The following is an 18,379-nucleotide window of genomic DNA, read 5'->3' on the forward strand; positions in this document are numbered from 1 at the left end:
CGCCCCCGCAGCCGGCCCGGGCGGCACCTACTCGGGAATCGTGGTGACCAGGTCGGGCATCCGGCGGACCAGGGAGTCGGGGCGCGGGTCCTTGACCGCCGCGACCCGGACGGAGGCGGTGAGCACCGACGCCGAGTCGACCCCGGCGAGTACCAGCGACAGCTCGAGCGCGCTGACCTGCGGGAGGTCGTTCTGGAGGGCGGCGACGCGGGTGATCAGGTCCTCGATCGCGGCGACGTCCACCGGGTCGGCGCCCCGGTACCCGAACAGCAGCGGGGAGCTCTTCACCTCGCGCACCATGGCCGCCACGTCCCGCACGCCCAGCGGCGGGATCCGGTAGGCCCAGTCCCCGAGCAGCTCGATCACCGGGCCGGAGATGCCGAAGGACACCACGGGGCCGAAGAGCGGGTCCTCGAAGGAGCGCACCGCGATGGGTACGCCGGTCGGGGCGTTGCGCTGCACGACGAACCGCCCCACGGCCGGGTCGATGAGGCCGGCGAGGTAGTCCCACGCCTCCCTCATCTCGTGGGCGTTGGGGATGTTGCGCCACACGTGGATCTGGTCCGGGCGCTCGCGCACCGAGGCGAGGGTGGACTTCAGCACGACGTCCCAGCCGAGCCGCTCGCCGGCGGCGACGGCGGCCTCGACGTCGGCGACCGGCTCCGAGGGCCACAGCTCGATCCCGTAGGCGCGCAGCAGCGAGGCCACCTGGTCCTGGTCGAGCTCGACCTCCCGGTCCGTGCCCGCCACGTCGGGGTCGGCGAGGATCCGCTCGACGAGCCGCCGCGCGCTGCGCGGGTCGACGTCGGTGGCGTCGGCGGCCGGGCCGTCCGGGGTGTGCAGCCACACGGCGTACTCGACGACCCGGGCGAGAGCCCGCACCGCCGCCTCCACCGCGGGGTACGACGGCACCGAGCCGCGTCCCGCCGAGGAGCCGGTCACGTCCGGCACCCGCAGCAGCTCGGGGATGCCCTCGGCGCCGAGGAAGGAGGAGACGAGGGGCTTGTCCGACTGCTCGCCCACGGCCGCGAGGACGTTGGCGACCTCCTCGCCCGACACGTCGAGCGGCGGGATGTAGACGGCGATGACCGAGTCGACGTCCGGGTCGTCGATGGCGTCGTCGAGGGCGTCCTCGAAGTCCTCGGCGGTGGCGTCGGCGCCGAGCGCGACGGAGCGGTTGACGACCAGTCCCACGGCGGAGGCGGCGTCGGCGGCGAGCAGGCCGAGGGCGTCGGAGTTGCCCACGATGGCGACCCGCCGCCCCCGCGGCAGCGGCTGGTGCGCGAGCAGCTGGGCGACGTCGAACATGTCGTCGAGGGTGTCGACCTGGATCACGCCGGCCTGCCGGAACATCGCGTCGACCGCGGCCTGCGGCGCGCCGATGCGGCGGACGGCGTGGCCCATCGGCACGCCCTGCGTCGTGCGGCCCGACCGGACGGCGACGATCGGCTTGCGGGCGGAGACGCGACGGGCGATCCGGGAGAACTTGCGCGGGTTTCCGATCGACTCCAGGTACATCATGACGACCTCGGTGGAGTCGTCCTCCTCCCAGTACTGCAGGAGGTCGTTGCCGGAGACGTCGGCGCGGTTGCCGGCGCTGACGAAGGTGGAGATGCCGAGTCCGCGGTTCTTGACCTTCTCCAGGATCGCCGAGCCGAGGGCGCCGGACTGGCAGAAGAACCCGGCACGTCCGCGGGCCGGCATGACCGACGACAGTGAGGCGTTGACCTGCACCACCGGGTCGGTGTTGAGCACGCCTAGGCAGTTGGGGCCGATCAGGCGCAGGCCGTAGGACCGGCACAGGCCGGCCAGGTGGCGCTGCCGCTTGCGGCCCTCCTCGCCGGTCTCGGCGAAGCCCGAGGAGATGACGATCAGGCCGTGCACGCCCTTGTTGGCGCAGTCGAGCACGACGTCGGTGACCGCGTCGGCCGGCACGGCCACGATCGCGACGTCGACGTCGTCGGGGATCTCGTTGACGTTCTTGTAGGCCGGGATGCCCGACACCGCGGGGGCGCTCGGGTTCACGACGTAGACGCGGCCGGTGAAGTCGCCGTTGACCAGGTTGCGCACCAGCACCTGGCCGATCGTGTCCTGGCGCCGGCTGGCGCCGATGATCGCGACCGAGCGCGGGTGGAAGAAGCGGTGGATGGACGCCGCCTCGGCGGCATGCTCCCGGTCGCGCATGACCCCGATCGCGGTGTCGGTGGGGTCGATCGGGAACTCCAGGGTGATGACCCCGTCGTGGTAGCCGCTGACCACCCGGTAGCCCGCGTCGCGGAAGGTCTGGATCATCCGGGAGTTGTCGGGCAGCACCTCGGCGGTGAACCGGTCGACACCGCGCTCGCGGCCGGCCTGGGCGAGATGCTCGAGCAGCAGCTGGGCGATGCCGCGGCCCTGGTGCTCGTCCTCGACGAGGAAGGCGACCTCGGCCTCGTTGTCCCCCACGACGTCGTAGCGGCCGACGGCGATCATCCGCTCCTGGAGGATCAGGACGAGGGCGACCCGGTCGCGGTGGTCGACATGGGTGAAGCGGCGCACGTCGCGCTCGGAGAGCACCGGCATCGGCGAGAAGAAGCGGTAGTACTTGGACTCGTCGGAGACCCGCGCGTAGAACTCGACGAGGAGCTCGTCGTCCTCGGGACGGATCGGCCGGATGTGCGCCGTACGACCGTCCCGGAGCAGGACGTCGCCCTCCCAGTGCGCGGGCGGCGCCTCGATCTCGTCGGTGGGGGTCGGGTCGCCGGGCGTCACGGGAGAAATCTATCGGTCCGGGCCCAGCCTCCGCCCCTCTGATCGGAGGACAGACCGGACCTCCTCCCCCGTTCCGGCGGGGGGACCCGGAAGAATGTCCTCCATGGCACGGCGCAGCAAGCAGGACCCCCTTCCGGAGGACTTCGAGGAGCACATCCTCGACACCGACATCCGCGACGAGATGCAGTCGTCCTTCCTGGAGTACGCCTACTCCGTCATCTACTCCCGCGCGCTGCCCGACGCGCGCGACGGGCTGAAGCCGGTGCAGCGGCGGATCCTCTACACGATGAACGACATGAGCCTGCGGCCCGACCGGGGTCACGTGAAGTCCGCGCGCGTCGTGGGCGAGGTCATGGGTCGGCTGCACCCGCACGGCGACGGCGCGATCTACGACGCACTGGTCCGGACCGCCCAGTCGTGGTCCCTGCGGCTGCCCTTCATCGACGGGCACGGCAACTTCGGCTCGCCCGACGACCCGCCGGCCGCCATGCGCTACACCGAGTGCCGGATGGCGCCGCCCGCCCTGGCGATGACCGAGTCGATCGACGAGGACACCGTCGACTTCAAGCCCAACTACGACAGCCGCGAGTACGAGCCGACCGTGCTCCCCTCGGCGATCCCCAACCTGGTCGTCAACGGCACGACGGGCATCGCCGTCGGCATGGCGACCAACATGGCGCCGCACAACCTGGTCGAGGTGGTCCAGGCGCTGCGCCACCTGATCCAGCACCCGAAGACCGACATCGACGGCCTGATGCGCTTCATCCCCGGCCCCGACCTGCCGACCGGCGGCAAGATCGTGGGTCTCGACGGGATCCGCGACGCCTACCTGACCGGTCGCGGCGTGTTCAAGATGCGCGCGACGGCCCGGGTCGAGACGATCGGCCGGCGCAAGGGCATCGTGGTCACCGAGCTCCCCTACGGCGTCGGCACCGAGAAGGTCGTCGAGCGGATCAAGGTGCTCGTGCAGTCCAAGAAGCTGCAGGGCATCGCCGACATCAAGGACCTCACCGACCGCGAGAACGGGCTGCGCCTGGTCATCGAGGTCAAGAACGGCTTCGTCCCCGAGGCGCTCCTCGAGCAGCTCTACAAGCTGACCCCGCTCGAGGACTCCTTCGGCATCAACAACGTCGCCCTGGTCGACGGCCAGCCCCGCACGATGGGCCTGAAGGAGATGCTGGAGGTCTTCCTCGAGCACCGCTACGAGGTCGTCCGCCGCCGTTCGGCGTTCCGCCGCGGCAAGAGGGCCGACCGCCTCCACCTCGTCGAGGGCCTCCTCCTGGCGCTGCTCGACATCGACGAGGTCATCCAGGTGATCCGCACCAGCGACGACTCGGCCGCCGCCCGCGAGCGGCTGATGACCGTCTTCGAGCTCTCCCAGATCCAGGCGGAGTACATCCTCGAGATGCAGCTGCGCCGGCTCACCCGGTTCTCCCGGATCGAGCTGGAGAAGGAGCAGGACCAGCTGCGCCGCGAGATCGAGGAGCTCGACGCCATCCTCGGCGACGAGACCCTGCTCAAGAAGGTCGTGTCCTCCGAGCTCGCCGACGTCGCCAAGACGTTCGGCACGCCGCGGCGTACCGTCCTGCTCGAGTCGGCCGGCACCACCGCCGTCGCGGCGGCCACGCCGCTGGAGGTCGCCGACGACCCGTGCTTCGCGCTGCTGTCGTCGACCGGCCTGCTGGCCCGGACCAGCAACGCCGACGAGATCGGCACCGGCGGGGGTCGCGCCAACCACGACGTCGTCGTCTCGGCGGTGCGCACCACGGCCCGCGCCGACATCGGCGTCATCACCTCGGCCGGCCGGCTCCTCCGCCTCGCCGTCCTGGATCTGCCGGCAATCCCGCCGTCGGCCAACGAGCCCAACCTCCAAGGTGGGCTGCCGCTGTCCGAGGTGCTCGAGCTCGGCGTCGGCGAGCGCGCGCTGGCGTTGACCGCGCTCACCACCGAGGGTCCGGGCCTGGCCCTCGGCACCCGCCAGGGCGTGGTGAAGCGGGTCAACCCGGAGGTCATCGGCCGCGACGAGTGGGACGTGATCAGCCTCAAGGAGGGCGACGAGGTGGTCGGCGCGGTCGAGCTGCGCACCGGCCAGGAGGAGCTCTGCTTCGTGACCTCCGACGCCCAGCTGCTTCACTATCCCGCCGACGCGGTGCGCCCCCAGGGCCGGTCCGGCGGCGGAATGGCCGGCGTCCGGGTCGCCGACGGCGAGCGCGTGGTGTGGTTCGGCGTGCTCGACCTCAACGCCCCCGGCGGCGTGGTCCTGGTGACGTCATCCGGGTCGTCGACGGCGCTGCCGGGCACGGAGCCGGGCTCGGTCAAGGTGACCGACTTCTGGGAGTACCCCGCCAAGGGGCGCGCCACCGGCGGCGTGCGCTGCCACCGCTTCCTCAAGGGCGAGGACACCCTCGTCTTCGCCTGGGCCGGCCCCGCTCCCGCCCGGGCCGCCGCGGCGAGCGGCGCGCCGGTCGATCTCCCGGACGCCACCGGCCGGCGCGACGGCTCCGGTACGCCGGCGAGCCAGGCGCTGGCGGCCGCGGCGGGTCCGCTCGTGGTGACCCTCGGTGTGTCAGGGTGAGCGCATGACGACCTCGACCCGTGTCGCCGCCGGCCTGCTCACCGCTCTCGTCACCTCCGTCGGGCTGACCGCCTGCTCCGGCGACGACGGCGGGTCGTCCCAGGCGACTCCCTGGTCCGAGGCCGGGGCGAAGGCCAAGGAGCTGCTGGACGGCACCAGCGGCATCGAGGTCTCGCTCTCCACCGACGACGACCCGGGCACCGACTACCTCTCGGCCGCGACGGGGACGATCATCGCCGACCCGCCGGCGTTCGAGGGCACCGTGAACGGGCGGGTGAGCGGCTTCGAGGCGAGCTCGATCGACGTGGTGTCGGTCGACGGCACGCTGTGGATCGAGGCCCCGGTCCTCGGCTGGACCGACGAGTACCAGCCGGAGGAGCTGTGCGCGCCGGACCCGGCGCGGCTGCTCGACCCGGCCAGCGGCGTGTCCTCCGTGCTCACCGGGAGCACGGACGTCGAGGCCGGCGAGTCCGAGCGCGGCGGCACGGACAACAAGGAGATCTTCCACACCTACGCCGGCACGGCCACCGGGGACTCGATCCGCGCGATCCTGCCCTGTGCCGAGGGCGACGCGTTCGAGGCGACCTACCGTCTCGACGACGACGGCTACCTGCGCACCGCGCGGCTGACCGGCACCTTCTTCCCCGACTCCGAGCCGGTCACCTACACGATCGACGTCAGCGAGTACGACGTGGAGAAGGACATCTCGGCGCCGCGGTGAGCCGTGAGATGAGCGCGGCCGACCGGCTGCTGCTGGGGTTCTGCACCGTCGCCGTCGCGTTCGCGGCCGTCGACACCTACGTGGTCGTCCTCGCGCTCCCCGACATGATGGCCGGGGCCGGCATCCCGGTCGACGAGCTCCAACGGGCCGCCCCGATCGTGTCCGGCTTCCTACTCGGGTACGTCGCGATGCTGCCGCTGATCGGCCGCATCGCCGACCTGCGCGGCCAGGTCCCGGTGCTGGCCATGTCGCTCGTGCTGTTCTCCGCCGGCTCGCTGGTCACCGCGGTCTCCTACGACCTGCCGAGCATGGTCGCCGGCCGCTTCCTGCAGGGCGTGGGAGGCGGCGGCCTGGTCCCCGCGACGATGTCCCTGGTCGCAGCGCTCTACCCCGTCGAGCGCCGCGGGCTCCCGCTCGGGATCGTCTCGGCGGTCCAGGAGTTCGGCAGTGTCCTCGGTCCGCTCTTCGGCGCGCTCGTCCTCTCGTTCACCTCCTGGCGGGGCATCTTCGCGATCAACCTGGCCGTCGGTGCGCTGCTCGCGGCCGCCGTCCACCTCGCGGCCCGCCGCCCGGCGACCGAGGCGCGAGGAAGACTCCGCCTCCCCGACGTGGTCGGCATCCTCCTGCTCCTCACGACCCTGGCCGCCGGCCTGCTCACCTTCGTCCAGCCGGGCGCCCTGCAGCGCGACCTCACCTGGGGCCGGCTGTTCATCCCGTACGTCGACGGCGGCAGTCGCTGGGTGACGCCGGTCGGAGTCGCCACGGTGGTGGCGTTCGTCCTGCTCGTGGCCTGGTGTTGGCTGCGGCCGCGGGCGCTGGTCGACCTGCGCGGCTGGCTGGGGCACCTCTTCGCCGCCGACCTGCTCGGCGCGAGCCTGCTCGCCGTGGCGCTCGGCGGCGTGGTCCTCGCCTTCGCGACCGCGGACCCGGAGGTCGCGGTGTTCTCTCCGCAGGGGCCCTGGTTCCTGACCGGCTCGGTGCTCGCCGTCGTACTGCTGATGGCGCACCTGCGCCGGGCCGAGGCGCCCATCGTGCCGCGCGGGACGCTGCGGCCGGTGCCGGCCTGGGGCGCGCTCCTCGTGAGCTTCCTCGTCGGCTGGGCCCTGATCGCCGCGCTCGTGGACATCCCTCTCTTCGCGCGCACCACGACCGAGCAGGACTCGCAGCTGGGCGCGGCGCTCGTCCTCCTGCGCTTCCTGGCCGCGCTGCCCGTCGGCGCGGTCGTGGGCGGCTGGCTGCTGCGGCACGCCAACGCCGGCGCCCTCACGGCCGTCGGCATGCTCGCCGCCAGCGGGTCCTTCCTGGCGATGGGCCGGTGGGACGCCCACAGCCTCGAGAGCCTCGCCTCGAGCGTCCCCCTGGTCGTCGGCGGCTTCGGCTTCGGGCTGGCGCTGGCGCCGGTCAACGCCGCGATCCTGGCGACCACCGACGACGACACCCACGGCCTCGCCAGCGCGCTCGTCGTGGTGGCCCGGATGATCGGGATGCTCGTCGGCATCTCCGCCCTCACCACCATCGGCCTGCGCCGCCTGTACGCCGCCCAGGCGGCCGACCCAAGCCTCGGCATCACCGAGCTCGGCATCGTCCAGGAGCAGGCCGTGTTCCGCGGCGCGGCCGTCGCCGCCCTGGCGGCGGCCGTCCTCGCGGTGGCCCTCCTCTCACGCTCTCCGACCCGGGACGTGGACACCGCGGAGGTGCTCCGCGCCGGCGGATAACCTGGGAGCCATGGGTGACTTCGACGATCTGCTGAAGGCGAACCGCGACTACGCGGAGACATTCGACCAGGGAGGATTCGACGGCAAGGCCCACGCGGGCGTCGCCATCGTGACCTGCATGGACTCCCGCATCGACCCGTTGCGGATGCTCGGCCTCGACTACGGCGACGCCAAGATCTTCCGCAACCCCGGTGGCCGCGTCACCGAGGCCGCGCTCGAGGCCCTCGTCCTCGGTGCCCACCTGCTCAACGTCGACCGGATCCTGGTCATCCCGCACACCCGCTGCGCGATGGCCTCCAACAGCGAGGCGGAGATCCACGAGAAGATCGGCGCCGCCACCGGACAGGACGTCACCTGGCACGCGTTCCACGTGATCGCCGACCAGAAGGCGGCCCTCGCCGAGGACGTCCGCAAGGTGACCTCGCACCCGCTCATCCCGGACACCGTCAAGGTCGGCGGGTTCATCTACGACGTCGACACCGGGCTGCTCAGCCAGGAGGTCTGAGCGCTCGGGCGGCGGGGCGCGCAGGAGGGCGGATTCACCACGGGATGTAGCCGAATGCGCGCTCCTGTAGCGGAACTCCGCATGGGAAGCGCGGGTTCACCTACATCCCGTGGTGAATCCGACCCCCGCCGCAACCCCCGCACCCCGCCTACAGCAGCACCCGCAGCCGCTGGTCGACCAACGCCCCGGGCAGCTCGCCGAGCCTGCTGCCCAGCGTGGCGAGGTCGCCGATCGCGGTGACCCGGTCGAGGAGCGCCGCCGTGGCGCCGGCCGGGTCGCCGCCGAGCGGGACGTCCATCAGCAGCGGGCAGTCGACAGCCCCGCCGTCGGGCTCGGGCGGCAGCGCTGCGGTCCAGCAGCCGACCTCGAGCCGCAGCGGCGCACTCGGGCCAGCGCCGTCGGCGAGCACGTCGACGTACCAGAACAGGTCGCCGACGGGGATCCGCAGGTGACCGCGGCGGGCCTTGGCGCCGCGGGACTTGAGCAGCCTGACGACGGCGGTGCGGTCGGCGGCGCTCATGGGCTCAGCCTCACGCGTCGAGCGCCTCCATGTCGACCTCGTAGGCGCCCTGGATGATGAACTCCTTGCGCGGCGCGACGTCGCTGCCCATGAGCAGCTCGAACACCTCCGAGGCCACCTCGAGCTCGTCGACCGTCAGCCGGCGCAGGGTACGACGGCGCGGGTCCATCGTGGTCTCCGCGAGCTGGTCGGCATCCATCTCGCCGAGGCCCTTGTAGCGCTGGACCGGGTCCTTCCAGCGGACGTTCTTCTTCTTCAGCTCCGCCAGCTTGCGCTGCAGCTCGTCGTCGGAGTACGTGTAGACGTACTTCTCCTGGCCCTTCTTCGGGTTCGAGATCTCGATCCGGTGCAGCGGCGGGACGGCCGAGTACACGCGTCCGGCCTTGACCAGGTCGGGCATGTACTTGAAGAACAGCGTCGCGAGCAGCGTCCGGATGTGGGCGCCGTCGGAGTCGGCGTCGGCCATGAAGATGACCCGGCCGTAGCGGCGGGCGTCGAGGTCGAAGGTGCGCCCCGAGCCGGCGCCGACGACCTGGATGATCGAGGCGCACTCGGCGTTCTTGAGCATGTCGCCGACCGACGCCTTCTGGACGTTGAGGATCTTCCCTCGGATGGGCAGCAGCGCCTGGAACTCCGCGTTGCGGGCCAGCTTCGCCGTGCCGAGCGCCGAGTCTCCCTCGACGATGAACAGCTCGGTCCGCTCGTTGTCGCCGGAGCGGCAGTCGGCCAGCTTGGCCGGCAGCGTCGAGGACTCCAGCGCGTTCTTCCGCCGCTGGATCTCCTTGTGCTGGCGGGCCGCGATCCGGGTCTTCGAGGCGGCCGCGACCTTCTCCATGAGGAGCTTGGCCTGCGCCTTCTCGGCCCGCTTGGTCGAGGTCAGGAACTCCTTGAGCTCCTTGGCGACCACCTTGCGTACGACGGTGCGCGCGGCCGGCGTGCCGAGGATCTCCTTGGTCTGCCCCTCGAACTGCGGCTCGGCGAGGCGGACCGTGACCACGGCGGTCATGCCCTCGATGATGTCGTCCTTGATGACGTCGTCGTCGTTGACCTTGAGCGCCTTCGAGGCACGCATGGCGTCGTTGAAGGTCTTGGTGAGTGCGGCCTCGAAGCCGGAGACGTGCGTGCCGCCCTTGGGCGTGGCGATGACGTTGACGAAGGAGCGCAGCTCGGTGTCGTAGCCGCTCCCCCAGCGCACCGCGACGTCCACGGTCAGCTCGCGCTCGACGTCCTGCGGCGTCATGTGGCCCTTGTCGTCCAGAAGCGGGACGGTCTCGGTGAACACGTCGCTGCCCTGCAGCCGGAGCACCTCGGTGACCGGCTCCCCGGTCGAGAGATAGTCGCAGAACTCCCCGATGCCGCCGTCGTGACGGAACTTCTCCTCGGTCCACTCCGCGCGGTCCGCGGCCCGCTGGTCGCTGATGACCAGCTCGAGCCCAGGCACGATGAACGAGGTCTGCCGGGCGCGGCCGATCAGGCCCTCCAGGACGAACTCGGCGTCCTTGGTGAAGATCTGGCGGTCGGGCCAGAACCGGATCCGGGTGCCGGACCTCCCCTTGGCGACCCGGCCGCCCTTGCGGGTCAGCCCGGACCGCGGGGTGAACGGCGCCTGGGGTCCCTCGCCGTCGAAGACGCCCGGAACGCCGCGCTGGAAGCTCATCCCCTGGCTGGCCGGGGAGCGGTCGACGTCGATGTCCATCCGGCTCGACAGGGCGTTGACGACGGAGAGGCCGACGCCGTGCAGGCCTCCGGTGGCGACGTACGAGCCGCCGCCGAACTTGCCGCCGGCGTGCAGCTTGGTCGCGACGACCTCGACACCGGGCAGCCCGGTCTTGGGCTCCTTGTCGGTCGGGATGCCGCGCCCGTCGTCGTACACCTCGACGGAGTCGTCGGCGTGCAGGATCACCTCGACCCGGCGGGCGAAGCCGCCGAGGGCCTCGTCGACGCCGTTGTCGATGATCTCCCAGAGGCAGTGCATCAGGCCCCGGGTGTCGGTGGAGCCGATGTACATCCCGGGACGCTTCCGCACCGCTTCGAGGCCCTCGAGGACCAGGAGGTGGGCTGCGTTGTAGGTGTTGTCGGCGATGACCGGCTCCTTACGGTGGATCACGGGTACTTCCAAGGACATGAATCTACCCGCGACACGCCGGGGCGGGGCACAGGGACACGGCCTGGCGACGGGAGGAGGATGGCAGAGCCCGGACGGGCCACCCGATCAGGACGATCGGATGGTCACAACCTCGTTTCGGGCGACGGAAAATGCCGGTACGACCGTCGGGCGGATGCTTGGATGGTCGGACAGACAGGCAGCAAGGCAGAAGTGGAATGGACCACACGGAGACGGGAATCTTTGGTCCAGTCGCTACGTTGATCCGGACGTCACCCGCCATGGGTGGCGCTCGCACGAAAGAGAGGCCCGAGATGACAACTGCTGTTGCTCCCAGCGCCCCGCTCACCGCGGAGGACCGCTGCGACCGTTGTGGTGCCCAGGCCTACCTCCGCGTAGAGCTCGCCTCGGGCGGAGAGCTTCTCTTCTGCGCCCACCACGCCCGCGAGCACGGAGATGCGCTCAAGGATGTCGCGGTGAACGTCCACGACGAGACCCACAAGCTCACCAGCAAACCGACCCCCGCCGTCGACTGACGGGCGGCGGCCGAGACCGACCGCCCCCGACCAGCAGCACCGCGCCCCGAGACTCTCGGGGCGCGGTGCTTTTCGGCCTTCTGCGGGCCCGGCTCAGTCGAGGTAGTCGCGCAGGACCTGCGAGCGCGACGGGTGCCGCAGCTTCGACATGGTCTTCGACTCGATCTGGCGGATCCGCTCGCGGGTCACGCCGTAGACCTTGCCGATCTCGTCCAGCGTCTTGGGCTGGCCGTCGGTCAGGCCGAAGCGCATCGACACCACGCCCGCCTCACGCTCGGAGAGCGTGTCGAGCACCGCGTGCAGCTGCTCCTGCAGGAGGGTGAAGCTGACCGCGTCGGCCGGGACGATCGCCTCGGAGTCCTCGATCAGGTCGCCGAACTCGGAGTCGCCGTCCTCACCCAGCGGGGTGTGCAGCGAGATCGGCTCGCGGCCGTACTTCTGGACCTCGACCACCTTCTCGGGCGTCATGTCGAGCTCCTTGGCCAGCTCCTCCGGGGTGGGCTCGCGGCCCAGGTCCTGGAGCATCTGCCGCTGGACGCGGGCGAGCTTGTTGATGACCTCGACCATGTGCACCGGGATGCGGATGGTGCGGGCCTGGTCGGCCATGGCGCGGGTGATCGCCTGGCGGATCCACCACGTCGCATAGGTCGAGAACTTGTAGCCCTTGGTGTAGTCGAACTTCTCGACCGCACGGATCAGGCCCAGGTTGCCCTCCTGGATCAGGTCCAGGAACAGCATGCCGCGACCGGTGTAGCGCTTCGCCAGCGAGACCACGAGGCGCAGGTTGGCCTCGAGCAGGTGGTTCTTCGCGCGGCGGCCGTCCTCGGCGATCCACTCGAGCTCCTCGAGCAGCTTCGGGCTGATCTTGCCGCCCTTGGCCAGCTTCTCCTCGGAGAAGAGCCCGGCCTCGATCCGCTTGGCGAGCTCGACCTCCATCTCCGCGTTGAGGAGCGGGACCTTGCCGATCTGCTTGAGATAGTCCTTGACCGGGTCGGCGGTGGCGCCGGCGACCATGACCTGCTGGGCCGGCTCGTCGGTCTCGTCGGCCGAGGAGACGATGAACGAGGCGTTCTTCTCGTCCTCCTTGATCGTCGGGTCCGCGGCGACGTCCTTCTCGAACTGGTCGTCGGGGATGTCCGGCAGGATCTTCTTGCCGTCGGGGCCCACGACGGGCGCCTCGACCTCGACGCTGCCGAGGTCGACCGCGGGGACCTCGCCCTCGGCGGCGGCCTTGGCCGCCGGCTTCGCGGCGGGCTTGGCCGAGGCGGTGGGCGCGGCCTTCTTCGCGGCCGGCTTCGCGGGCGCGGCCTTCTTGGCCGTCGTCGCGGTGGCCGCGGACGTCTTGCGGGCAGCTGCCGCGACGGCGCGCTGCTCGGCCGGGGCGCCGAGCTCGACGGAGATGCCGAGGCCCGACAGGTGGGCCATCAGGCCCTTGAGCTGGGCCGGAGCGACCTCAGCGGCGGCGAAGGCCTGACGGAGGTCCTCCGCTGCGACACGGCCGACCGGCGCGGCTCGCTCGATCAGCGCGGCGATCGACGGGTGACTGAGCAGTGCGGGCGGGACCGAACGATGGTTCGAGGACACGAACACCTCTCGAATGCTGACGATTCTTGGGCGCGGCAAAGACCGGAGGCGTCAAGACCGCTGCCGTCATTCTGCCACGGCACCCCCAGCCGCTCGCGCATCGGGGCTCAGTGTCGGTTCAGCGGCGGCTCAGCTTCCGTTCAGGTGGCCGTCACGGGGGTCGTGGCGGCCGCGGCCTTCTTCGCCTTCTTGTAGTCGCGGACCTTCTGCAGCGACACCGGGTCGACCACGTCGGCCACCGACCGGTAGCCGTCGAGCGCGTAGTCACCGGCCGCCTTCTCCCAGCCGGCGGGCCGGACGTCGAGCTGCTTGGCCACCAGGGCCACGAAGATCTTGGCCTTCTGCGCCCCGAACCCCGGCAGCGCCTGGACCCGCTTGAGCAGGTCCTTGCCGTCCGCCGCCTCGGTCCAGATCCGCTCGGCCCGACCGTCGTACTGGTCGACGACGATGCGGGCCAGCTCCTGGAGCCGCGCGGCCATCGAGCCGGGAAAGCGGTGGATGGCCGGCGTGGTCGAGCACAGCGCCGCGAACTCCTCGGGGTCCGCCGCCGCGATCGCGGCGGGGTCGAAGCTGCCGAAGCGGCTGACGACCTTCTGGGGTCCCAGGAAGGCGTGCTCCATCGGGTACTGCTGGTCGAGCATCATCCCGACCAGCAGCGCGAACGGGTTGGTCGTCAGGAGCTCGTCCGCCGCGGGGTCATCGGTGATGTGGATCGCCATGGGGACATCCTGCCGCACCGCGCGCGCCCGCTCAGAGCCGCTCGAGGCTCTCGAGGAGATGGGCCCGCAGGGCCGGCCAGGAGGGGTGCGCGCTCGCGGCGCCGGGGATGGCGGCGACCAGGACCGTCCCGCGCACGGTGGCCATGGCGATCTGGACGAACTCGGCAAAGCCCTCGCGTGCGGCGTACGACGGCAGGGTGGTGGTGGCGATGGCGAGGATCTCGCTCATGCCGCTGCAGACGATCTCGGCGACCCGCGCCGCCATGGCCGGCTCGGTGCGGGCGACGTTGAAGAGCTCGAGGACGGCCGGCGTGACGGGGAGGTGGTGGACCTCCCAGATCAGGTCCAGCAGTGCGGCCGCGCGCTCCCGCTCCGTGCCGACGTCGAGCCCCCGCGTGGCCGCGTCGGCGAGCAGCTGGTCCACCAGCCGGGTCATCGCGGCGTCGACCAGCGCGGCCTTGGTCGGGAAGTAGTGCTGCTGGGCGCCCTGGCTGACGCCGGCGCGCTCGGCGACGCGACGGGTCGTGGTGGCGACGTAGCCGTCCTCGGCCAGGCACTCGATGGTCGCGTCGAGGAGCCGCTCGGTCGTCTCGGCGCGGCGGTCGGCCTGGCGGCGCCCGCTCCGGGCTCCCCTCGTGGTCCCGCTGGTGGCGCCGGTCATGCAGCGATCGTGGCGCAGGTCTCCCCGCCTTTGCAAGTCAGATGACTTGTCAAGTCGCCTGACTGGGAACTACCGTCGCGGGATGACGGACGACCGCGACACCGCCCACCTCGGCTCCCCCATCGCCCTGGCCAACGGCCAGCGGCTGGCCAACCGGCTGATGAAGTCGGCGCTCAGCGAGTCGCTCGGCGACCGCGACGGCGGGCCCTCGAAGCGGCTCGCGCGGCTCTACGGCCGCTGGGCCCGCGGCGGCTACGGCCTCGTCGTGACGGGCAACGTCATGGTCGACCGGCGCCACCTCGGCGAGCCCGGCAACGTCGTGATCGAGGATGACCGGCACCTCGACCGGCTCACGGCCTGGGCGGCCGGCTTCCAGGACGGTGGCACCCCGCTGTGGATGCAGGTCAACCACCCGGGCCGCCAGGCCAACGCGCTCGTCGGGCGCCACCGGCCCGTCGCGCCGAGCGCCGTCCAGGCGAAGGTGCCGGGCGCGGTGCGGCCGCGAGCGCTCGAGGACGCCGAGATCCGCGAGATCGTCGACCGGTACGCCACCGCGGCGTCGGTCGCGGAGCGCGCAGGCTTCGCGGGCGTGCAGATCCACGGCGCGCACGGCTACCTCGTCACCCAGTTCCTCTCCCCCCGCACCAACCGGCGCGACGACGCGTGGGGCGGCGACCCCGAACGACGCCGCCGGTTCGTCCTCGAGGTGCTCCGGGCGATCCGCGCCACCACGTCGCGGACCTTCGCGGTCGGCATCAAGCTCAACTCCGCCGACTTCCAGCGCGGCGGGTTCACCGAGGAGGAGTCCCGCGAGGTCGTGCGGGCCCTCGTCGCCGAGGGCATCGACATGATCGAGGTCAGCGGCGGCTCCTACGAGGCTCCGGCGATGATGGGCACGATGCGGCCCTCGACCGCCGCGCGGGAGGCCTACTTCCTCGAGTACGCCGCGTCGGTGCGCGATCTCGCCGGCGACGTCCCGATCGCGGTCACCGGTGGCTTCCGCTCGACCGCCGCGATGGAGTCCGCCGTCGCCTCGGGCGACTGCGACATCGTGGGCCTGGGCCGCCCGGCCTGCCTGCTCCCCGAGGCCCCGCGGGCGATCCTGCACGACGGCCTCGCCACGCTGCCGAGCAGCACGGTCAAGGCCGGCCTGCGCCCCGTGCTGGGCAAGGTCGCGAACCTCAAGCAGCTCGACGGCGCGCTCGACCTGTCCTGGCACACCGACCAGCTGCACCGGCTGGGGGCCGGCAAGGAGCCCGACCCGGGTCGCTCGTGGGCCGAGGCGGCGCTGTGGCTCGGGCTGCGCAACGGTCCCGGCGCCTTCCGCGCCCAGCGCGGCTGAACCGCACCACAAGGCGCGCGGCCGGCGCTCAGGCGGTCCAGTCCAGGAGGATCCCCCCGGCGGTGACGGCCACCCACCACCACACGAACGAGACGATCCCGAGCGCCACCGTCCATCTCGGGTGCCGGCTCCACCACACGAAGCACAGCACGAACATCGCCAGCCAGGTCAGCAGCAGGACCGCGACCGCCCAGGCGGGCGCGAGCAACCCGGAGGCCGCGTAGAGGAAGAACGAGGAGACGAGCAGCACCAGGCCGACGAACGGCCACGGCGAGATCCGGCGCCCGGTGGCAGGGTCGATCGCCACCGGGCGGACCCGGCGGCGACGGGTGAAGGCCACGGGACTAGGGGCTCTCGACGTCGTCGTTCCAGGCCGGGTCCTCGTCCCACGCCTCCGTGCGCTCGGCCGCCTTCTCCAGCGCCCGGGCGGCCTCTGCCTGCGTGGGGTACGGACCGAGCCGGTCCTTGTTGGGGCAGCCCTCGACGCCCTCGACGGCGTGGTGCTTCAGGCAGAACCAGTACTCGTTGTCCGCGGACATGGTCCGAACCTACTCCAGCCGGGACTACTCCAGTCGGGACTACTCCAGCCGGCCCGCCAGCCGCTCGACCCGCAGCACGTCGTACTCGTGCTCGGGGTCGCCGCTCATCGCCGCCGCCAGGCGCAGGTGCGGGAGCGCGTCGTCGTACCTCGACTGGCGCTCCAGCGCGCGCCCCAGGGCGTGCCGGCTCCACGCGTCGGCCGGGTCGTCGGCGACGAGGCCGACCAGCTCGTCGGTCGCCTTCTGCAGCTGGGCCCGCATCAGGAAGGCCCACGCCCGCAGCGACCGCAGCCCGCGGTTGCCCGGCTCCTCCTCGAGCGCGGGCTCGAGGACCTCGAGCGCCTCGCGCGGCGCGCGGCGGACGAGCAGGTCGTGGGCGGTGCGGTACGCCGTCTCGTGCCGTGCACTCGCGCCCGGCCCCAACCCGACGAACGGGGCGATCGGGGCCATCGGGGGGAGGATCCGGATCTCGGGCGTCTCGCTCATGAGGCCTTCAACTGTCCCTGGGGCACGGGCATTCCCTACAGTGAGGCACGGACGGGCTGGTCGGGCGACCGCGTGACCCATCGCCGCGAGGCGTCGGGTCCCGAGGAAAGTCCGGGCTCCGCAGAGCAGGGTGGTGGGTAACACCCACCCGGGGTGACCCGCGGGACAGTGCCACAGAGAACAGACCGCCTCCGGCTCGCCGGAGGTAAGGGTGAAACGGTGGGGCAAGAGCCCACCAGTGCGCCGGGCGACCGGCGCAGCTCGGCAAACCCCACCCGGAGCAAGACCAGACAGCACACGTTCGAGGGCGGCTCGTCCGAGTGTGCGGGTAGGTCGCTGGAGGCTGTCGGCAACGGCAGCCCTAGATGGATGGTCGCCCCCTCGGCGACGAGGGACAGAACCCGGCTTACAGACCAGCCCGTCCCCCACGGCACCGCCCACCGGCGCCCGAGCGTCGGGGTCAGTCGGCGGCGAGGACGGTGACGTGGTTGGCGACGGCGAGCCCGCCCATGTTGTGGACGGCACCGAGGCGCGCCCCCTCGACCTGCACCCCGGGGAAGGTCCCGGTCAGCTGCATCGCGACCGAGACGTGCTGCGAGACGCCGGTCGCCCCGACCGGGTGGCCCTTGGACTTCAGCCCGCCTGACGGGTTCACCGGCAGCGCGCCGCCCGGGAGGACGACGCCGTCGGCCAGGGCCCGCCAGCCCTCCCCCCGCGGCGCGAGGCCGAGGACCTCGTACATCTGGAGCTCTGCGATCGTGAAGCAGTCGTGCAGCTCGACGAGGTCGAGCTCGCTCGTGCTGACGCCGGCGTCCTTCATGGCCCGGTGCCACGCGAGCTCCGTCGCGGCGAAGGCCAAGGGGTCACGTCGCTCCCGCGGGAGGTGGTCGTTGGCGGACCCCCAGCCCGCCACGCGTACCGCCGCATGCCGGGACGAGGTGGGCTCGAGCCCGAGGACCAGGGCGGCGGCGCCGTCGGAGACCGGCGAGCAGTCGGTACGACGCAACGGCGCGGCGACCATCGGGTTGGCCGCCGAGGCCGTGGCGCAGAACTCCTCGGAGAGGTCCTTGCGCAGGTGCGCGAACGGGTTGGCCGCGCCGAGCCGATGGCTCTTCGCCGCGATCGCGGCGAGGGTGTCGCCCACCGGACCGTGACGGCGCTCGTACTCCAGCGCGACCTCCGCGAACAGCCCCGCGAAGCCCGTACTGGACGCAGCACCCGCCAGGTCGTAGTCCGCGCCCAGCAGGGCGGCGCCGACCGTCGCGGCCGGGACGCCGGTCATCTTCTCCGCACCGACCACCAGCACCGTGCGTGCCCGCCCGGCGAGCAGGTGGGCGAGGCCGGTGTGGACCGCGGCCGAGCCCGAGGCGCAGGCGTTCTCGGTCCGCAGGGCGGGGACGCCGAAGAGCCCGTCGTCGATCAGCATCGGGAGCGAGGACGGGAACCCGAGCGGGTGCATCCCCGAGTTGAAGTGACCGACGACGACGAGGTCGACCTGGTCGGGAGCGACCTCGGCGTCGGCGAGCGCGGCCCGCCCGGCCTCGACGACCAGCGACTCCAAGGTCGCGTCGGGCTGCTTGCCGAACGCGGTGTGGCTCCACCCGAGGAGGTGCGGTCGCAT

General features: G+C 71.9%; 16 protein-coding genes and 1 other RNA gene. 7 read left to right on the forward strand and 10 right to left on the reverse strand.

Translation table 11 applies throughout. The features are described 5' to 3' along the window. Positions 1-27 precede the first annotated feature (27 nt). Positions 28-2,751 carry a GNAT family N-acetyltransferase gene (locus ACJ5H2_RS12840; RefSeq protein WP_408895795.1) on the reverse strand — a complete coding sequence of 908 codons (2,724 nt, stop codon included), beginning with the start codon at positions 2,749-2,751 and terminating at the stop codon, positions 28-30. Positions 2,752-2,854: 103 nt separating this feature from the next. On the opposite strand from ACJ5H2_RS12840, the gene ACJ5H2_RS12845 reads away from it, so the two are divergent. The 4 genes from ACJ5H2_RS12845 to ACJ5H2_RS12860 are packed head-to-tail and all read left to right on the forward strand — an operon-like array spanning position 2,855 to position 8,267. Beyond that, positions 2,855-5,326 carry a DNA topoisomerase (ATP-hydrolyzing) subunit A gene (locus tag ACJ5H2_RS12845; protein WP_408895796.1) on the forward strand — a complete coding sequence of 824 codons (2,472 nt, stop codon included), beginning with the start codon at positions 2,855-2,857 and terminating at the stop codon, positions 5,324-5,326. Between the two features lie 4 nt (positions 5,327-5,330). Continuing rightward, on the forward strand, positions 5,331-6,047 hold the full coding sequence (locus ACJ5H2_RS12850) for an LppX_LprAFG lipoprotein (RefSeq protein WP_408895797.1): 717 nt from the start codon (positions 5,331-5,333) through the stop codon (positions 6,045-6,047). Further along, positions 6,044-7,762 carry an MFS transporter gene (locus ACJ5H2_RS12855; RefSeq protein ID WP_408895798.1) on the forward strand — a complete coding sequence of 573 codons (1,719 nt, stop codon included), beginning with the start codon at positions 6,044-6,046 and terminating at the stop codon, positions 7,760-7,762. Before ACJ5H2_RS12850 ends, ACJ5H2_RS12855 begins: the two co-directional genes overlap by 4 nt. A gap of 10 nt (positions 7,763-7,772) precedes the next feature. Beyond that, positions 7,773-8,267, forward strand: coding sequence for a beta-class carbonic anhydrase (locus ACJ5H2_RS12860; protein ID WP_408895799.1), 495 nt, complete (start codon positions 7,773-7,775; stop codon positions 8,265-8,267). Between the two features lie 148 nt (positions 8,268-8,415). Here ACJ5H2_RS12860 and ACJ5H2_RS12865 read toward each other — a convergent pair whose 3' ends face one another. Then, the gene (locus ACJ5H2_RS12865) at positions 8,416-8,787 is read right to left on the reverse strand and encodes a hypothetical protein (RefSeq protein WP_408895800.1); all 372 of its coding nucleotides are present in this window, start codon (positions 8,785-8,787) and stop codon (positions 8,416-8,418) included. A 10-nt stretch (positions 8,788-8,797) separates the two neighbouring features. Further along, entirely contained in the window at positions 8,798-10,912 is a 2,115-nt protein-coding gene (locus ACJ5H2_RS12870) for a type IIA DNA topoisomerase subunit B (RefSeq protein ID WP_408895801.1), read from the reverse strand. Positions 10,913-11,205: 293 nt separating this feature from the next. Here ACJ5H2_RS12870 and ACJ5H2_RS12875 point away from each other — a divergent pair, with 293 nt between their 5' ends. Beyond that, positions 11,206-11,427: a hypothetical protein gene (locus ACJ5H2_RS12875; RefSeq protein ID WP_408895802.1), complete on the forward strand. Its 222-nt coding sequence runs from the start codon at positions 11,206-11,208 to the stop codon at positions 11,425-11,427. Positions 11,428-11,520: 93 nt separating this feature from the next. Here ACJ5H2_RS12875 and ACJ5H2_RS12880 read toward each other — a convergent pair whose 3' ends face one another. From ACJ5H2_RS12880 to ACJ5H2_RS12890, 3 genes are all read right to left on the reverse strand, one after another. Continuing rightward, positions 11,521-13,017: an RNA polymerase sigma factor gene (locus ACJ5H2_RS12880; RefSeq protein WP_408895803.1), complete on the reverse strand. Its 1,497-nt coding sequence runs from the start codon at positions 13,015-13,017 to the stop codon at positions 11,521-11,523. A gap of 134 nt (positions 13,018-13,151) precedes the next feature. Continuing rightward, positions 13,152-13,730 (reverse strand): HhH-GPD-type base excision DNA repair protein, encoded by a 579-nt coding sequence (locus tag ACJ5H2_RS12885; RefSeq protein ID WP_408895804.1) that lies wholly within the window; start codon positions 13,728-13,730, stop codon positions 13,152-13,154. A gap of 31 nt (positions 13,731-13,761) precedes the next feature. Then, entirely contained in the window at positions 13,762-14,391 is a 630-nt protein-coding gene (locus ACJ5H2_RS12890) for a TetR/AcrR family transcriptional regulator (protein ID WP_408895805.1), read from the reverse strand. Positions 14,392-14,473: 82 nt separating this feature from the next. Between ACJ5H2_RS12890 and ACJ5H2_RS12895 the strand changes: the two genes are divergently transcribed. Further along, positions 14,474-15,733: an NADH:flavin oxidoreductase/NADH oxidase family protein gene (locus tag ACJ5H2_RS12895; protein ID WP_408895806.1), complete on the forward strand. Its 1,260-nt coding sequence runs from the start codon at positions 14,474-14,476 to the stop codon at positions 15,731-15,733. A gap of 28 nt (positions 15,734-15,761) precedes the next feature. On the opposite strand, the gene ACJ5H2_RS12900 is transcribed toward ACJ5H2_RS12895, so the two are convergent. Genes ACJ5H2_RS12900 through ACJ5H2_RS12910 form a run of 3 tightly spaced genes read right to left on the reverse strand, consistent with a single transcriptional unit; the run spans position 15,762 to position 16,758 of the window. Beyond that, positions 15,762-16,073: a hypothetical protein gene (locus ACJ5H2_RS12900; RefSeq protein WP_408895807.1), complete on the reverse strand. Its 312-nt coding sequence runs from the start codon at positions 16,071-16,073 to the stop codon at positions 15,762-15,764. A 4-nt stretch (positions 16,074-16,077) separates the two neighbouring features. Then, entirely contained in the window at positions 16,078-16,272 is a 195-nt protein-coding gene (locus ACJ5H2_RS12905) for a hypothetical protein (RefSeq protein ID WP_408895808.1), read from the reverse strand. 39 nt (positions 16,273-16,311) lie between these two features. After that, the gene (locus ACJ5H2_RS12910; protein ID WP_408895809.1) at positions 16,312-16,758 is read right to left on the reverse strand and encodes a tetratricopeptide repeat protein; all 447 of its coding nucleotides are present in this window, start codon (positions 16,756-16,758) and stop codon (positions 16,312-16,314) included. A gap of 52 nt (positions 16,759-16,810) precedes the next feature. Here ACJ5H2_RS12910 and rnpB point away from each other — a divergent pair. Further along, positions 16,811-17,183: RNase P RNA component class A (gene rnpB, locus ACJ5H2_RS12915), an RNA gene on the forward strand. Positions 17,184-17,218: 35 nt separating this feature from the next. On the opposite strand, the gene ACJ5H2_RS12920 is transcribed toward rnpB, so the two are convergent. After that, positions 17,219-18,379, reverse strand: a complete 1,161-nt coding sequence (locus ACJ5H2_RS12920) for a thiolase domain-containing protein (RefSeq protein WP_408895810.1) — start codon at positions 18,377-18,379, stop codon at positions 17,219-17,221.

The organism is Nocardioides pymetrozini (assembly GCF_046058985.1).
GTDB lineage: Bacteria > Actinomycetota > Actinomycetes > Propionibacteriales > Nocardioidaceae > Nocardioides.

Excerpts from the sequence above, each read along its gene's own strand:
- ACJ5H2_RS12895 (WP_408895806.1), top strand. The coding sequence starts at position 14,474 with ATGACGGACGACCGCGACACCGCCCACCTCGGCTCCCCCATCGCCCTG.
- ACJ5H2_RS12875 (WP_408895802.1), top strand. The coding sequence starts at position 11,206 with ATGACAACTGCTGTTGCTCCCAGCGCCCCGCTCACCGCGGAGGACCGC.
- ACJ5H2_RS12850 (WP_408895797.1), top strand. The coding sequence starts at position 5,331 with ATGACGACCTCGACCCGTGTCGCCGCCGGCCTGCTCACCGCTCTCGTC.
- ACJ5H2_RS12845 (WP_408895796.1), top strand. The coding sequence starts at position 2,855 with ATGGCACGGCGCAGCAAGCAGGACCCCCTTCCGGAGGACTTCGAGGAG.
- ACJ5H2_RS12890 (WP_408895805.1), bottom strand. The coding sequence starts at position 14,391 with ATGACCGGCGCCACCAGCGGGACCACGAGGGGAGCCCGGAGCGGGCGC.
- ACJ5H2_RS12885 (WP_408895804.1), bottom strand. The coding sequence starts at position 13,730 with ATGGCGATCCACATCACCGATGACCCCGCGGCGGACGAGCTCCTGACG.
- ACJ5H2_RS12865 (WP_408895800.1), bottom strand. The coding sequence starts at position 8,787 with ATGAGCGCCGCCGACCGCACCGCCGTCGTCAGGCTGCTCAAGTCCCGC.
- ACJ5H2_RS12860 (WP_408895799.1), top strand. The coding sequence starts at position 7,773 with ATGGGTGACTTCGACGATCTGCTGAAGGCGAACCGCGACTACGCGGAG.
- ACJ5H2_RS12870 (WP_408895801.1), bottom strand. The coding sequence starts at position 10,912 with ATGTCCTTGGAAGTACCCGTGATCCACCGTAAGGAGCCGGTCATCGCC.
- ACJ5H2_RS12905 (WP_408895808.1), bottom strand. The coding sequence starts at position 16,272 with ATGTCCGCGGACAACGAGTACTGGTTCTGCCTGAAGCACCACGCCGTC.
- ACJ5H2_RS12920 (WP_408895810.1), bottom strand. The coding sequence starts at position 18,379 with ATGCGACCGCACCTCCTCGGGTGGAGCCACACCGCGTTCGGCAAGCAG.
- ACJ5H2_RS12910 (WP_408895809.1), bottom strand. The coding sequence starts at position 16,758 with ATGAGCGAGACGCCCGAGATCCGGATCCTCCCCCCGATGGCCCCGATC.